Raw genomic sequence first — 16,355 nt, forward strand, 5'->3', positions numbered from 1 at the left:
ATATATGGAAATTGTTTCGTATTCTATTTTCGGGATATATTTTTTAAAATGCTCGGTAATTTTTTGAAGACTTTCATAAAAAAATATGATTTTCTTCGTAAATTACTTGAAAGTTATCTTAAAAGAGTGTATAATAGAATTATAGAAAACGCTTACAAAAGAGAGGGGATCGAATGAATAATCAAGAAGCATTAAGAACCTTTACTACAGGTGAAAACTTTCACCTCCAGCATTATTTAGGAGCACATAGAGAGGAGAAAAACGGAGAAATTGGTTTTACTTTCCGTGTTTGGGCACCTAACGCTCAGGCTGTGCACTTAGTTGGTGATTTCACTAACTGGACAGAGCACCAGATTCCTATGGTACGGAATGAGTCGGGAGTTTGGGAAGTTTTTACTAGCCTAGCTCAAGAAGGACAAATCTATAAATACCATATCACTCGTGCAAATGGTCACCAGATTATGAAGATTGATCCTTTGGCAGTTTATTTTGAAGCTAGACCGGGTACAGGAGCTGTTTTGACCAATATCCGTGAAAAGAAATGGAAAGATGGACTTTGGCTAGCACGTCGCAAACGTCTGGGATTTTTCGAGAGACCAGTTAATATATACGAGGCCCATGCAGGATCTTGGAAGAGAAATCCAGATGGCAGTCCCTATAGTTTTTCACAGCTGAAGGAAGAGTTGATTCCTTATTTGGTTGAAATGAACTATACACATATTGAGTTTATGCCTTTAATGGCTCACCCGCTTGGATTGAGTTGGGGCTATCAGCTTATGGGTTACTTTGCTTTTGAACATTCCTACGGTACACCTGAGGAATTCCAAGATTTCGTTGAAGAGTGTCATATAAATAATATCGGTGTTATCGTAGACTGGGTACCAGGCCATTTCACTATTAATGATGATGCCTTGGCATATTATGACGGTACACCAACTTTTGAATACCAAGACCACAATAAGGCTCATAACTATGGATGGGGTGCGCTGAATTTTGACCTTGGGAAAAATGAGGTCCAGTCTTTCCTGATTTCAAGTATTAAATTTTGGATTGATTTTTACCACTTAGATGGCATTCGGGTAGATGCTGTTAGCAATATGCTGTACCTAGATTATGATAATGCTCCTTGGACCCCAAATAAGGATGGTGGGAATCTTAACTACGAGGGTTATTATTTCCTTCAACGTTTAAACACAGTGATTAAGTTAGCTCATCCAGATATCATGATGATTGCAGAAGAAAGTTCATCAGCAACAAAGATTACTGGCATGAAAGAAATGGGTGGTCTTGGCTTTGACTATAAATGGAATATGGGCTGGATGAACGATATTCTCCGTTTCTACGAGGAAGATCCAATTTATCGCAAGTATGATTTTAATCTTGTGACCTTCAGCTTTATGTATGTTTTCAATGAAAACTACCTCTTACCATTCTCGCATGATGAAGTCGTACATGGTAAGAAAAGCATGATGCACAAGATGTGGGGAGATCGATACAATCAATTTGCAGGTTTGCGAAATCTCTACACTTATCAAATTTGTCATCCAGGTAAGAAACTCTTGTTCATGGGAAGCGAATATGGTCAGTTCTTAGAGTGGAAGTCTGAGGAACAGCTAGAATGGTCTAACTTGGAAGATCCAATGAATGCTAAGATGAAGTACTTCACTTCTCAACTCAATCAATTCTATAAAGAGCACCGTTGCCTTTGGGAAATTGACACCAGCTACGATGGCATCGAAATTATCGATGCGGATAATAGAGATCAGAGTGTCCTTTCCTTTATTCGTAAGAGTAAAAAGGGTGAAATGCTAGTCTGTGTCTTTAATATGGCGCCTGTTGAACGAAAAGACTTTACAATCGGACTTCCTGTCGCAGGAGTTTATGAAGAAGTTTGGAATACAGAATTGGAACAATGGGGTGGTGTCTGGAAAGAATACAACCAAACGGTTCAAACTCAAGAAGGATTATGGAAGGATTATGAGCAGACCTTGACTTTTACCCTGCCAGCTATGGGAGCAAGTATCTGGAAGATTAAACGTCGCTTGAAACCAACTAAAACTGTCACAAATAAAACCCAAAAAGGAGTAGAAAATGAAGAATGAAATGCTAGCTTTGATCCTTGCCGGTGGGCAAGGAACACGTCTCGGAAAACTCACTCAAAGCATTGCCAAACCAGCAGTGCAATTCGGTGGGCGCTACCGTATCATTGACTTTGCTCTTTCAAACTGTGCTAACTCTGGGATTCACAACGTCGGTGTTATTACGCAGTATCAACCTCTTGCCTTGAACAACCATATCGGAAATGGTTCGAGCTGGGGACTAGATGGTATTAACACAGGTGTTTCCATCCTTCAACCCTACTCTGCAAGCGAGGGAAATCGTTGGTTTGAAGGAACTAGCCACGCTATCTACCAAAACATTGACTACATCGACAGTATCAATCCAGAATATGTTTTGATCCTTTCTGGTGACCACATCTACAAGATGGACTACGATGATATGCTCCAATCTCACAAGGACAACAATGCCAGTTTGACAGTAGCTGTCTTGGATGTACCCCTCAAAGAAGCTAGCCGTTTTGGTATCATGAATACTGACGCAAACAATCGTATCGTCGAATTCGAAGAAAAACCAGCAGAACCTAAGTCTACAAAGGCTTCAATGGGGATTTATATTTTTGATTGGAAACGTCTCCGCAATATGCTTGTTGCTGCTGAAAAGAACAAGGTAGATATGTCAGACTTTGGCAAAAACGTTATTCCAAATTACCTTGAGTCTGGTGAAAGTGTCTATGCTTATGAATTCAAGGGTTACTGGAAAGACGTTGGTACTATCGAGTCTCTATGGGAAGCCAATATGGAATACATTGATCCAAACAACGCTTTGGATAGTCGTGATCGTCAGTGGAAAATCTACTCACGGAACTTGATTTCACCACCAAACTTTATTGGAAAACACGCTCATGTAGAAGATTCTTTAGTTGTGGATGGCTGTCTCGTGGATGGAACTGTTAAGCATTCCATTCTCTCAACAGAAGCGCAAGTACGTGAGGGTGCTGAAGTAGTAGACTCTGTAATCATGAGTGGTGCCATTATCGGAAAAGGTGCAAAAATTAAACGTGCCATTATTGGTGAGGGTGCTGTTATTTCTGAAGGTGTCGAAATTGATGGAACAGACGAAGTACAAGTAGTAGGATACAATGAAGTAGTGGGGGTAGCATCAGATGAAGATTGATAAATATTCAGCCATTTTAGGAAACACCGTTGGTTTTCATGATATGTCAACGTTAACAGAACACCGTCCGGTGGCTAGCTTGCCATTTGGAGCAAAATATCGTTTAATTGATTTCCCTCTTTCTAGCCTTGCAAATGCTGGTGTTCGTAGTGTCTTTGGAATTTTCCAACAAGACAATATCAGTTCAGTCTTTGACCATATTCGTTCAGGACGTGAGTGGGGCTTATCTACCCTTCTCAGTCACTACTATCTAGGTATTTATAATACGAGTGTTGAAAGTAGCACAGTTGGGAAAGAATATTACCAACAGCTTCTCACTTATTTGAAACGTTCAGGATCAAATCAGACGGTTGCACTTAACTGTGATATCGTGGTGAATATTGACCTCAATCAAGTATTCCATTTACATACTACTGCCGGTCGTCCGATTACAGTTGTTTATAAGAAATTACCTAAAAAGGATATTTCAGATGTTAATGCCATCTTGGAAGTGGATGAAACAGACCATGTTCTTTCTCATAAACTTTTTGATGCCAAATCAACAGATGAACTTTTCAACATGTCTACAGATATATTCGTCGTTGATACTCCGTGGTTGATTGAACGACTTGAAGAAGAAGTTCAAAAAGAATATCCTGAAAAGTTGCGCTATGTTCTCCGCGATTTAGCTGTAAAAGAAGGAGCTTTTGCTTACGAATACACAGGCTACTTAGCAAACATTCATTCTGTCCAGTCCTATTATCAAGCAAATATTGATATGCTTGAATCTAAAAAGTTCTACTCACTCTTCTCACCAAATCAAAAGATTTATACAAAAGTTAAGAATGAAGAACCAACCTACTATGCGAATACTTCAAAAGTAAGTACTTCTCAGTTCGCTTCTGGTAGTATCATTGAGGGTGAGGTAGTTCAGTCAGTCCTATCTCGTAATATTTATGTTCACAAAGATAGTGTGGTGAAGGACAGCATTTTATTCCCTCGTGTTGTGATTGGTCAAGGAGCCCAGGTTGAATATGCCATTCTAGACAAAGGAGTTGAAGTTGCGGACGATGTTGTCATTCGAGGAACAGCAGAACATCCAGTTGTAGTTAAGAAGGGCGAAACAGTAACAGAGGACATTTATTCATGAAAATTTTATTTGTAGCGGCAGAAGGAGCACCCTTTTCAAAAACAGGTGGTTTGGGAGACGTTATTGGTGCACTTCCTAAATCACTTGTAAAAGCAGGGCACGAAGTTGCAGTTTTCTTGCCTTACTATGATATGGTAGAAGCTAAGTTTGGTGACCAGATAGAGGATGTTCTCCACTTTGAAGTTAGTGTAGGATGGCGTAGACAGTACTGTGGTATTAAGAAAACGGTCTTGAATGGGGTTACCTTCTACTTCATTGATAATCAATATTATTTCTTCCGTGGTCATGTGTACGGTGATTTTGACGATGGTGAACGCTTTGCCTTTTTCCAACTGGCTGCTCTTGAAGCCATGGAGCGCATCGGCTTTATCCCTGACCTTCTCCATGTTCATGATTACCACACAGCCATGATTCCCTTCTTGTTAAAAGAAAAGTACCATTGGATTCAGGCCTATCAAGGAATTAAAACTGTTCTAACCATTCACAATTTGGAATTCCAAGGACAGTTTTCTGAAGGAATGTTGTGGGATTTGTTTGGAGTTGGCTTTGAGCGCTATGCTGATGGCACCCTTCGCTGGAATGATTGTCTCAACTGGATGAAAGCAGGTATTCTCTACGCGGATCGTGTCTCGACCGTATCTCCTAGCTATGCACATGAGATTATGACCAGTCAATTCGGTTGCGGTTTGGACCAGATTCTTCGCATGGAGTCAGGCAAGGTTTCGGGTATTGTCAATGGAATTGATGCAGATCTTTATAATCCTGAGACAGACCCACTTTTAGATTATCATTTTGGTAAAGATGATTTGTCTGGAAAAGCTCAAAACAAAGCAAAATTGCAAGAGAGAGTTGGTCTACCTGTGCGATCAGATGTTCCTCTAGTTGGGATTGTCTCTCGTTTGACACGCCAAAAAGGCTTTGATGTCGTTGTAGAAAGCTTGCATCGTTTCTTACAGGAGGATGTTCAAATAGTCCTTTTAGGAACAGGTGACCCAGCTTTTGAACATTCCTTCTCTTGGTTTGCTCAAGTCTATCCTGACAAGCTATCAGCAAATATCACTTTTGACGTCAAACTGGCTCAAGAAATCTACGCAGCTTGCGACCTCTTCCTCATGCCAAGCCGTTTTGAACCATGTGGCTTGTCTCAAATGATGGCTATGCGTTATGGAACACTACCATTGGTTCATGAAGTGGGCGGACTAAGAGATACAGTTCAATCCTTCAATCCGATTGAAGGTACTGGTACTGGATTTAGCTTCGATAATTTAACACCATACTGGCTTAACTGGAGTTTCCAAACAGCCTTGGATGTTTATAAGAATCAGCCAGACGTTTGGAGAAATCTACAAAAACAAGCTATGGAATGTGATTTCTCATGGGATACAGCTTGCAAGTCTTATCTTGACTTGTACAATAGTCTAGTCAACTAATAGATAAAATCGTATGATAACTTCATACGATTTTTGGGCTGTTTAGAAAGGAAAGTTTATGTCTCAAGTAATGGGGCTCTGTGTCATGGACGTTGACGGAACCCTGATAGCAGAGGAAGTGATTGATCTTTTAGGAAGAGAAGCAGGTTGCGAAGAAGAAATTTCGCAGATTACAAGACAGGCAATGCGAGGTGAACTGGACTTTGAAACAAGTTTACGAGCGAGGGTAGCTTTGTTAAAAGGCCTTCCGGTTTCGGTCTTTGATACTGTCTTCAAATCCATTCATCTGTCCAAGAATGCTCAAGAATTTATCTACATCCTTCAAAAGAAGGGTATTCTAGTCGGTCTAGTGTCTGGTGGATTTGCACCAATAGTTGAGAGATTAGCAAAATCCCTTGGTATTTCCTATTTCTCCGCCAACCAGTTAGAAGTCAAAGACGGATTTTTAACAGGAAAATTAGTTGGTGAAATTGTGACAGGTCAAGTAAAAAATGCTACTCTTGAGAAATGGAGAAAGGAATTAGAACTACCCAAAGAAAGAACGATTGCTATCGGTGATGGTGCCAATGACCTCTTGATGTTAAAGTCAGCAGGACGTGGTATTGCATTTTGTGCCAAAGAGGTCGTAAAAACAGAGATAGCTTGTCATGTAGATACGAGGGATTTTTTGGAAGTTCTACCTTTGATTGATTTCTTAGAATGAGAGGGAACTATGAAAATTGTAATTGCACCTGATTCTTTTAAAGAAAGTTTGACAGCAGAAGAGGTCGCTCAAGCTATAAAAAAAGGCTTTGAACAGTCAATAGCGGATGTAGAATGTCTGCTCTGTCCTGTTGGTGATGGTGGGGAAGGAACTGTAGATGCTATTCGCCATTCTCTTGAACTCGAAGAAAAATGGCAAGAGGTGACGGGGCCTTTTGGGCTAAAAGAATCAATGCGCTACTTTCAAAAAGATCAAATAGCGCTCTTCGAAGTTGCTGACTTGGTTGGTCTTGGAAAGATTCCGAATGAGAAACGAAACCCTCTCCACATCCAAACCAGAGGTATCGGGGAGTTGATTCGCCATCTCATTGATCAAGGAATGAAAGAAATCTATATCGGTGTAGGTGGTACAGCGAGTAATGATGGCGGAATAGGCATTGCTGCTGGTCTGGGTTATCGTTTTTATGATAAGAATGGAAAAGAATTGCCAGCTTGCGGTCAGACTTTGCTTGAGTTTGAGTCAGTTTCAGACAGCGAGTTGTATAGGATACCTGAAGATGTGAAAATCCGCATTTTAGCAGATGTCGTGAGCCCTTTATGTGGTCATCAAGGGGCAACCTATACATTTGGAAAACAAAAGGGCTTGGATCCTGCTTTGTTTGAGACGGTAGATTTGGCTATGTGGCGGTTCTATGAAAAATTCTCACCTTCCACCCTACCTCTGAAAGGAGCAGGAGCAGGTGGGGGTATTGCTGCTGGTCTCTGTGCCTTTGCTCAGGCTAGTATCGTATCTGGGATTGACACCTGTTTGGATTTGATTGACTTTGATAAGAAAGTTGCAGGTGCTGACTTGGTTATTGTCGGAGAGGGCAGACTGGACTGTCAAAGCTTTGCTGGAAAAGCTCCTATCGGTGTAGCAAAAAGAACCCCTAACGGAGTTCCTGTTATCGCTATTTGCGGTAGTCTTGCTGACGATTTGCCTCCCCTACCATTCGAAAATATACAGGCAGCCTTTTCTATTTTAGAGAAAAGTGAACCACTAGAAGATAGTCTGAAAAAAGAAAGCCTCTATTTGGAGCACACAGCTGCTAATATTGGTCGTTTATTAAAGTTGAGGAAGAATTAACCCAACCATTTTTTCCAGATGGATTTTTTCGGAGTTTCTGTCTTTTCCTTCTCCCAGAGATTCGAGAATGCAAGTCTAAGGTCCTTTTCATCTACTTGAACAGGTTCATTCGTGTGAATAACTAGACCAAAAGGAGAGGTGATATGATCGTCTGAAACAATAGTCGCCTGGCAGTTGCTTTCCTTTGCTTGTTTTAAGTAAAAGACTTGTTTGTCAAACTCGATATTTGGCGAAATCTTCACAAAAAGACTCTCTGTCTTTTCTTGAAAGTTTTCCAAAATCGTTAAAAATCCTTTTTGGAGTTGAAGGCTATTGGCCGTCTCAACATCCGCATAGCCAAGAACCCTTTCCTCGAAAGTGCCGAGATAGCGGCGTTGTTCGTCAGGATTTAATTTCGACCCACCATGAGCTTTTTCAAGTAGTTGTTTTGATAAATCTGTCATAAAAACAGTATATCACAAAAATCGCATGAAAACAGATAAAAGAAAGCGATTACTTTATAAAGTTAAGGAAAATTTGCACAAAGATAACGTTTTTTCTTGAAAAACGCTTATTTTTAAGGTATCATAGAGGTGTAAAAAATTTAACTCAAAGGAGAGTAAAAAATGTCAATTATTACTGATGTTTACGCTCGCGAAGTCCTAGACTCACGCGGTAACCCAACACTTGAAGTAGAAGTTTATACTGAATCAGGTGCTTTCGGACGTGGTATGGTTCCATCAGGAGCTTCTACTGGTGAACACGAAGCAGTTGAACTTCGCGACGGTGACAAATCTCGTTACGGTGGTCTTGGTACACAAAAAGCTGTTGACAACGTAAACAACATCATCGCTGAAGCTATCATCGGCTACGATGTACGTGACCAACAAGCTATCGACCGTGCTATGATCGCACTTGACGGTACTCCTAACAAAGGTAAATTGGGTGCAAACGCAATCCTTGGTGTGTCTATCGCTGTAGCTCGTGCTGCTGCTGACTACCTTGAAATCCCACTTTACAGCTACCTTGGTGGATTCAACACTAAAGTTCTTCCAACTCCAATGATGAACATCATCAACGGTGGTTCTCACTCTGACGCTCCAATCGCTTTCCAAGAATTCATGATTGTACCTGCTGGTGCACCTACATTCAAAGAAGCTCTTCGTTGGGGTGCTGAAATCTTCCACGCTCTTAAGAAAATCCTTAAATCTCGTGGTCTTGAAACAGCCGTAGGTGACGAAGGTGGATTCGCTCCTCGTTTCGAAGGAACTGAAGACGGTGTTGAAACTATCCTTGCTGCTATCGAAGCTGCTGGTTATGTTCCAGGTAAAGATGTCTTTATCGGATTTGACTGTGCATCATCAGAATTCTATGATGAAGAACGTAAAGTTTACGACTACACTAAATTTGAAGGTGAAGGCGCTGCTGTACGTACTGCTGCAGAACAAATCGACTACCTTGAAGAATTGGTAAACAAATACCCAATCATCACTATCGAAGATGGTATGGATGAAAACGACTGGGACGGTTGGAAAGCTCTTACTGAACGTCTTGGTGGTAAAGTTCAATTGGTTGGTGACGACTTCTTCGTAACAAACACTTCTTACCTTGAAAAAGGTATTGCAGAAGGCGCTGCTAACTCAATCCTTATCAAAGTTAACCAAATCGGTACTCTTACTGAAACATTCGACGCTATCGAAATGGCGAAAGAAGCTGGTTACACTGCAGTTGTATCACACCGTTCAGGTGAAACTGAAGATTCAACAATCGCTGATATCGCAGTTGCAACTAACGCAGGACAAATCAAGACTGGTTCACTTTCACGTACAGACCGTATCGCTAAATACAACCAATTGCTTCGTATCGAAGACCAACTTGGTGAAGTAGCTGAATACCGTGGATTGAAATCATTCTACAACTTGAAAAAATAAAATAGTCCAGTGAACTATTTTATCCCGAATCTTGAAATTCAAAAGTTCGGTCGTTGATTTAACAACGTTTTTGGCCCCTCGGATTTTATCCGAAGGGCTTTTTGTATATAAAGGCAAAAAATAGAAAATAGTTTATGGTATAATGGACAAAAACACTTGTATTAGGAAGAAATTATGTCTAAAGAGATTGATATTAAATATTACCACCAGCTAGCCTTGCAAAAGCAGAAGGAACATCGCAAAGTTTTAGCTAATCTAAAGAAAAAACCTCCTAAGAACTTAGATAAGATTGCTCAGCAGATTCACCAAGAAGTCTTTGCTGAGATTGATTGTACTGCCTGTGCCAACTGTTGCAAGACTTTGGGACCAGACTTTAAGGAAGCCGACATTGTCCGCATTGCCAAGTATTTCAAGATGAAGCTGCCAGCTTTTGAAGAGGAGTTTCTGCAGATAGATGAAGATGGGGACAAGGTTTTCAAATCCATGCCCTGCCCCTTTCTAGGAGGAGATAATCTCTGCTCTATCTATGATGTTCGTCCCAAGGCCTGTCGCGAATTCCCCCATACAGATCGCAAGAAGATTCATCAGATTAATCATCTGACAATCAAAAATACCTTGACCTGCCCAGCAGCCTATCTCTTTGTTGAGAAATTAAAAGATAAGTTATAGAATTTACACCTTTAAATCTTGTACAAAGATTCTAGGGTGGAAGTATCCTGTATTTGTTAGAATATAGATAGAATTGAACATGGCATAAAGCTATGTAAAAAAGAAAAAATTACCTAGAATCAGAAGAACCAGCGTTAATTTTCCTATTTTCACTTTGCTTTTAACGACCTTTGTATCTTGTGGAGGTAAGAAAAGAAGAATATGATGCATCAATTCAATCAAACCATGGATTATTTGGAGCAGCAACTGACTGGAGAAGTGGATATGAAAAGATTTCAGCAGCTATCGGGCTATTCTCACCCTCTCTTTAGCAGGCTATTTTCTATCTTGGCAGATATGACTTTAGCAGAATACTTGCGCAATCGCAGGCTGTCAGAAGCTGTGACAGACTTGCGGGAAGGCTCTGAGAAGGTCATTGACATAGCGATGAAATACGGCTATGAGTCTCCGGATGCCTTCAGCGCAGCCTTTAAGAAATTCCATGGTTCAACCCCCTCAGAAGTTCGAAATGGAAAACCTTATCGGGTTTTTCCTAGACTTCAATTATCCTTAAAGATTACAGGAGGAAAGAATATGGATATCAAAATTCAAAAGAAACCTGCTTTTACCGTGGCAGGCGTCCTATTGGAAGCTATTGACAATAGCAAATGCCCGTCTGCTTGGGAGCATCTCTATGCCCATCACAGCTTTGAAAGCCTAGAAAGTCTGGGTAGTGGCCAATCCTTTGGCCTCTGCTCTGATGTCAAAGAGGGTGAAATCATCAACTATATGGCTGCTTATGATGTGACGGATAAAGTCAAAGCAGAAGAGCTAGGTCTATCAATCAAAGATATCCCAGTGGCTGAATATGCTATCGTACCAGTCAAAGGCCCTATACCAGCTAGCATTCACAATGCTTGGAAATATGTCTTGGAGGTCTTTTTCCCTGAAACAGGATGTCGCCACTCAGGAGCGCCAGACTTTGAAGTTTATTCCAAAGGTGATATGTCGTCACCAGACTATCAAATGGAACTCTGGATACCAGTGATTAAGAACTAGATCATTTTCTGACATTTTATAAAGATGCAAAAACAACTCTGTAGAAAGAATCTCTACAGAGTTTTTTATTGTGGAAATTCATGTCTATAAATCAAACATACCATAATTTTTGTTTGGATTTTATGGGGCATGCGAATAGTTTTCTCGGTATAATAGTCCCATAGAAGATAAGGAGGCATAAATATGCAGATGTATTTTGGAGATGTGTCACTTTGCTATAGCTATTCATTGGCAATGGCGCTGGATGCCTATGGTTATGACTTTAAAGCAGAGTTCTTAGAGGCAATCATGGCGATGGGAAATGGCGCTAGTATCGTAAAGGAAGATGACCAGCACCCTCTAGTATTTTTTGATAATGGAATGCCAGATATTTCTATCTCTCATTCTTTAAAAATACTTGGATTTGACTATGAGGACTTCTATCTAAAGGATGGATCGGAAGTAGATTTGGAAGAGATTAAAAGAAAGTTGGAAACCTTTCTGTCCAATGGACCTGTCGTTCTGGGACCTCTTGATATGGGGCATCTGACTTACAATCCCAATCACACAATCCTTTATGGTGTGGATCACTTCGTAACCGTGTATGACATTGATAATCAGTATCTCTATTTGCATGATCCAGCTGGTTTTGCCTGTATGAAGGTTGCTTTTAAAGACATATTAGAAGCTTGGAAGGCAGAGGCTATTGACTATAAGAGTGGGGCCTACTCCATGTGGGGAAATTTTAAGAAGGTCAAGAATCCTAGTCAGACTGAAATCTATCAGGAAACAGCAAGGATTATGAGGCGTCGATATCTGAATGGCCAAAACGGTGTGTTGGAATGCTATGCAAAAGCAGTTGCTGAAAACGGCTTAAATACGGAGCAAAAACAATTGCATCAGTATTTCAGCTTTAAACTTGCAGCTGTCCGAAATCTCTATCTCAGTAAGTTCTTAAAAAACCATGATCCAGAAGGGGCAAGGTTAAAAGAAGAATTGGCTACTCTATTTGGCCAAGCCCACCTTTCATGTTTGAAAGAAGACTACCAAGAACTATCCAACTTGCTCTATCAGATAGCAGAAGTGGATGGTCGATTTAGAGATTTATATGTAAAGTAGTGATAATAAGCATAAAAAATAGTTCGTAAAAGCGGTTTTTCGTAAAATGAAGAACTGCTTTTTAATTATGGTATAATGAAGTAAGAAAACACCTTAACCTACTAGAAAATGAAGGGAGAACGCCTATGCCAAGACCAAGAACAAAAGATGAGCTAGTGCTAGCCTCTAAGGAAAACTATGAAAAGCTCAATCACTTTATTTCTAAATTAAGTGAAGAGGAACTACAGACTCCTTTTGATTTTTCAAAAGACCAAAAGAAAAAAGAAGCCCACTGGAATAGAGATAAAAATCTGCGGGATGTCCTGATCCATCTCTATGAATGGCATCAGCTGCTTTTGACCTGGGTACATTCCAATCAAAAGGGTCATGAAAGACCTTTTCTCCCCGAACCTTATAATTGGAAAACTTATGGGAAAATGAATGTCTCTTTTTGGAAGAAGCACCAGAGAACGACCTTAGAAGAAGCGACTAGGCTACTAGAGCAATCGCATAAGGAGGTTTTAGAGTTGTTGGAAGACTTTAGCAATGACGAATTGTTCACAAAAGGTGTCTATAAGTGGACGGGAGGAACAAGTCTAGGCTCCTACTTTGTCAGTAGCACCTCCAGTCACTATGATTGGGCTCTGAAAAAACTCAAAGCTCATCAGAAAAATTGTAAGAATAGCTAGTTGAAGTGCTATTGAAATTCATCAAAGGTTCTTCTAAGCTTCGAATAGCTTAGTTCTCGTGAATTTTGAGCTCTTCTAGCTTTAGAATCCTTCAAAAATTAAAATTTAAAGCTGTCATAGACTTAGAATAGATCTAAAACATATATATAAATGCAATTCTAAACTTAGAATTGCATTTATATTAAAGGAATTGGAGTGTTCGACGCTTAGAATACCTTGATTCTGTGAAATGTTGACTATAAACTGGTTAGAATGGAGTTTTTCTGATATAGGATGATAGATAGATGGGTGAGATGATGAACATACAAAAAGAGAACGTTAGAAAAGAGTTGGGGTCCCTTTGTTTGGGAGAGTTCACAGCCGTCCTATCCTTTTGGTTTTGTTTTTTCCTTTTGAAAAATCGGCTTGGTGATTGGAGGAGTCTAGTCACCATTCTCTATCCTTTGTCTTTACTGACATTTATTTTACTTCAAGGTTCAATCTATTGGGCGATTTTGATTAGAAGACTGTCAAATCCTCAGTTCGGAAATGGAAATGTCCCTAGAATATATGGTGGGCTCAGAATACTAGACCTTATTTTACTTATTTCAGGCTTTCCTTTTATTTTCTTGAACACACAGAGTGTTCAAGTGGCTATTTTAGCCACGTTGATACAGCTTTTTGCTCTTATCGAATGGATCAATTATTACCTCCTACGCCTATCTTATAGTTTGAACCCACTTGTTTTATGGAGACGAATTACCAAGGGTAAACTTGAAAAAAGCAGAATAGCTAAGGAGTTGGGGTAGGGGGAATGAAGAGTTTAGTAATTCATTTTACAATATGCTATAATTAAGCTATCAAATTTTTTAAATAACTACTTAAAGTGAGATAAGTATGCAAATAAACTACAGTAGAAAACAGAAATCAGCTATTGTTATTTCTAAACCGTCAGCCAGTGAAGTAGAAAAATACTTGAAATCGTGGAAAAATCTTAAAAATTATAAGTTGCAAGAAGATGCTTTAGATAAATTATTTTTTGAGCTTTTACCAATATTTTTTCAGTTTATCCAGTTGCAGAACATATACTGAGTCTTAAAATTGACGAGAGGTTGAGACAAGGTGATGTAACTTTAGTCAATGAAATTCAAAATGTTACTATCAATGGAGTCACTAGAAAGTTCTATTCTTTTTCAACTAAATACTGTTCGCATCACAATCCTAAAGAATACCCTATTTATGATAGCTACGTAGAAAAGGTATTGAAATACTTTAGAAAAACAGATAAATTTTCTAAATTTAAGAATTCAGACCTAAAAGATTATCAAAAATTTAAAAATATAATTATTGCTTTTAGAGGATACTACGGATTAGAAGAATTTAATCTTAAAGAAATTGATCAGTACTTATGGCAGTTGGGAAAAGAATATTTCCCTAATAAATACAAGTAACTTATTTTCACTTAGAAAGGAAAAATCAAATTGCCCTACAAATTTCTACTCTTCGACCTTGATCACACCTTGCTTGATTTTGATGTTGCTGAGGATGTGGCTTTGACGCAACTTCTAAAGAAAGAAGGAGTTGCGGACATTCAAGCCTATAAAGACTATTACGTTCCGATGAACAAGGCTCTCTGGAAGGACTTGGAGCAAAAGAAAATTAGTAAACAAGAGCTGGTCAACACGCGCTTTTCTCGTTTATTTGCCTATTTCGGACAGGAAAAAGACGGCATGTTACTTGCCCAGCGTTACCAATTTTATCTCGCTCAGCAGGGGCAAACTCTTTCGGGTGCTCATGAACTCTTGGACAGCCTCATCGAGAGAGATTATGAGCTATACGCTGCGACAAATGGGATTACTACCATTCAGACAGGACGTTTGGCTCAATCAGGTCTGGCTTCCTATTTCAACCAAGTCTTTATCTCCGAGCAACTGCAAACACAAAAGCCTGATGCACTATTCTATGAAAAAATCGGTCAGCAGATTGAAAGTTTCAGCAAAGAAAAGACGCTGATGATTGGAGATTCCCTGACAGCTGACATCCAAGGTGGCAATAATGCTGGTATCGATACTATCTGGTATAATCCTCATCACCTCGAAAATCACACACAAGCCCAGCCAACCTATGAAGTTCATTCTTATCAAGACTTGCTGGATTGTTTAGATAAACTGTAAAAAGTGGTTTCAATAGCCACTTTTTGCTATAATAGAAGCAGTAAAAACGAAGGAGTTGGCGATGCAACACTCATCTTGGCATGCTTTGATTAAGGAGCAATTACCTGAGGGGTATTTCGGGAAAATCAATCAGTTTATGGATCAGGTCTATGCTCAGGGAACTGTTTATCCACCTAAGGAAAAGATTTTTCAGGCTCTATTGACTACACCGCTTGAAGAAGTTAAGGTGGTGATTCTAGGGCAAGACCCCTATCACGGGCCAGGTCAAGCTCAGGGCTTGAGTTTTTCTGTACCTGACTCTATCCCAGCTCCGCCGTCCTTGCAAAATATCTTGAAAGAATTAGCAGATGACATCGGAGTTAAGAAATCTCATGATTTGACGGCTTGGGCTGAGCAAGGAGTCTTACTTCTCAATGCTTGCTTGACCGTTCCTGCTGGGCAGGCCAATGGTCATGCTGGGCAGATATGGGAGCCCTTTACAGATGCTGTGATTCGGGTTGTCAATAGTCTGGATAGGCCAGTGGTCTTTGTACTCTGGGGCGCTTATGCACGCAAGAAGAAGTCCTTGGTTACCAATCCTCACCACTTGATTATCGAATCAGCCCATCCCAGTCCTTTATCTGTTTTCAGAGGATTTTGGGGTTCCAAGCCTTTTTCTAAGGCTAATGCATTTTTAAAAGAGACAGGACAAGTGCCAATTGATTGGCTTAGATAAGGAGAGAATATGCCTCAGTTAGCGACGATTTGCTACATTGATAACGGAAAAGAACTGCTCATGCTGCATCGCAATAAGAAGCCGAATGATGTCCATGAAGGCAAATGGATTGGTGTGGGTGGTAAGTTAGAGCGAGGGGAGACACCTCAAGAATGCGCAGCGCGTGAAATCTTCGAAGAAACAGGTTTGAAAGGTAAGCCTGTGCTAAAAGGCGTTATCACTTTTCCTGAGTTCACGCCTGATTTAGACTGGTACACCTATGTTTTTAAGGTAACGGAGTTTGAGGGGGACTTGATTGACTGCAATGAGGGGACGCTGGAATGGGTTCCCTATGATGAAGTTTTGAGCAAGCCGACTTGGGAGGGTGATCACACCTTTGTTGAGTGGCTTTTAGAGGACAAACCCTTCTTTTCAGCTAAGTTTGTTTATGATGGGGATAAATTGTTGGATACTCAAGTTGATTTCTATGAATAAAGGAGAAAG

General features: G+C 40.0%; 16 protein-coding genes and 1 pseudogene. 16 read left to right on the forward strand and 1 reads right to left on the reverse strand.

Annotated features, from left to right (window positions below; translation table 11 throughout):
* The first annotated feature begins 173 nt into the window (after positions 1-173).
* Genes glgB through M1F74_RS04975 form a run of 6 tightly spaced genes read left to right on the forward strand, consistent with a single transcriptional unit; the run spans position 174 to position 7,621 of the window.
* The gene (gene glgB, locus M1F74_RS04950; protein WP_247946480.1) at positions 174-2,102 is read left to right on the forward strand and encodes a 1,4-alpha-glucan branching protein GlgB; all 1,929 of its coding nucleotides are present in this window, start codon (positions 174-176) and stop codon (positions 2,100-2,102) included.
* Positions 2,092-3,234 carry a glucose-1-phosphate adenylyltransferase gene (locus M1F74_RS04955; RefSeq protein WP_000787255.1) on the forward strand — a complete coding sequence of 381 codons (1,143 nt, stop codon included), beginning with the start codon at positions 2,092-2,094 and terminating at the stop codon, positions 3,232-3,234. The genes glgB and M1F74_RS04955 overlap by 11 nt, the downstream gene beginning before the upstream one ends.
* Entirely contained in the window at positions 3,224-4,363 is a 1,140-nt protein-coding gene (glgD, locus tag M1F74_RS04960) for a glucose-1-phosphate adenylyltransferase subunit GlgD (RefSeq protein ID WP_247946481.1), read from the forward strand. The genes M1F74_RS04955 and glgD overlap by 11 nt, the downstream gene beginning before the upstream one ends.
* Positions 4,360-5,793, forward strand: coding sequence for a glycogen synthase GlgA (gene glgA / locus M1F74_RS04965; RefSeq protein ID WP_007521986.1), 1,434 nt, complete (start codon positions 4,360-4,362; stop codon positions 5,791-5,793). Before glgD ends, glgA begins: the two co-directional genes overlap by 4 nt.
* Before the next feature lie 58 nt (positions 5,794-5,851).
* On the forward strand, positions 5,852-6,496 hold the full coding sequence (serB, locus tag M1F74_RS04970) for a phosphoserine phosphatase SerB (protein ID WP_247946482.1): 645 nt from the start codon (positions 5,852-5,854) through the stop codon (positions 6,494-6,496).
* A 9-nt stretch (positions 6,497-6,505) separates the two neighbouring features.
* Positions 6,506-7,621: a glycerate kinase gene (locus M1F74_RS04975; RefSeq protein WP_247946483.1), complete on the forward strand. Its 1,116-nt coding sequence runs from the start codon at positions 6,506-6,508 to the stop codon at positions 7,619-7,621.
* On the opposite strand, the gene M1F74_RS04980 is transcribed toward M1F74_RS04975, so the two are convergent.
* Positions 7,618-8,064: a DUF1694 domain-containing protein gene (locus M1F74_RS04980; RefSeq protein ID WP_247946484.1), complete on the reverse strand. Its 447-nt coding sequence runs from the start codon at positions 8,062-8,064 to the stop codon at positions 7,618-7,620. The two genes, M1F74_RS04975 and M1F74_RS04980, sit on opposite strands and share 4 nt — an antisense overlap.
* Positions 8,065-8,226: 162 nt before the next feature.
* On the opposite strand from M1F74_RS04980, the gene eno reads away from it, so the two are divergent.
* From eno to M1F74_RS05030, 10 genes and pseudogenes are all read left to right on the forward strand, one after another.
* Positions 8,227-9,531, forward strand: coding sequence for a surface-displayed alpha-enolase (eno, locus tag M1F74_RS04985; protein ID WP_000022823.1), 1,305 nt, complete (start codon positions 8,227-8,229; stop codon positions 9,529-9,531).
* A gap of 174 nt (positions 9,532-9,705) precedes the next feature.
* On the forward strand, positions 9,706-10,200 hold the full coding sequence (locus M1F74_RS04990) for a YkgJ family cysteine cluster protein (RefSeq protein WP_247946485.1): 495 nt from the start codon (positions 9,706-9,708) through the stop codon (positions 10,198-10,200).
* 201 nt (positions 10,201-10,401) lie between these two features.
* Positions 10,402-11,238 carry an AraC family transcriptional regulator gene (locus tag M1F74_RS04995; RefSeq protein ID WP_247946486.1) on the forward strand — a complete coding sequence of 279 codons (837 nt, stop codon included), beginning with the start codon at positions 10,402-10,404 and terminating at the stop codon, positions 11,236-11,238.
* 183 nt (positions 11,239-11,421) lie between these two features.
* Entirely contained in the window at positions 11,422-12,336 is a 915-nt protein-coding gene (locus tag M1F74_RS05000; RefSeq protein WP_247946487.1) for a C39 family peptidase, read from the forward strand.
* 125 nt (positions 12,337-12,461) lie between these two features.
* Positions 12,462-13,004, forward strand: a complete 543-nt coding sequence (locus M1F74_RS05005) for a ClbS/DfsB family four-helix bundle protein (RefSeq protein WP_247946488.1) — start codon at positions 12,462-12,464, stop codon at positions 13,002-13,004.
* Between the two features lie 284 nt (positions 13,005-13,288).
* On the forward strand, positions 13,289-13,792 hold the full coding sequence (locus tag M1F74_RS05010; protein WP_247946489.1) for a hypothetical protein: 504 nt from the start codon (positions 13,289-13,291) through the stop codon (positions 13,790-13,792).
* Between the two features lie 88 nt (positions 13,793-13,880).
* A pseudogene (locus M1F74_RS10115) lies at positions 13,881-14,434 on the forward strand (hypothetical protein).
* A 30-nt stretch (positions 14,435-14,464) separates the two neighbouring features.
* Positions 14,465-15,157, forward strand: coding sequence for a YjjG family noncanonical pyrimidine nucleotidase (locus M1F74_RS05020; RefSeq protein ID WP_001146412.1), 693 nt, complete (start codon positions 14,465-14,467; stop codon positions 15,155-15,157).
* 61 nt (positions 15,158-15,218) lie between these two features.
* Positions 15,219-15,872 carry a uracil-DNA glycosylase gene (locus M1F74_RS05025; protein WP_001164845.1) on the forward strand — a complete coding sequence of 218 codons (654 nt, stop codon included), beginning with the start codon at positions 15,219-15,221 and terminating at the stop codon, positions 15,870-15,872.
* 9 nt (positions 15,873-15,881) lie between these two features.
* Positions 15,882-16,346, forward strand: coding sequence for an NUDIX hydrolase (locus M1F74_RS05030; RefSeq protein WP_001135762.1), 465 nt, complete (start codon positions 15,882-15,884; stop codon positions 16,344-16,346).
* Positions 16,347-16,355: the final 9 nt, after the last annotated feature.

The organism is Streptococcus oralis, assembly GCF_023109315.1.
GTDB classification, from domain to species: Bacteria; Bacillota; Bacilli; order Lactobacillales; family Streptococcaceae; genus Streptococcus; species Streptococcus oralis_BS.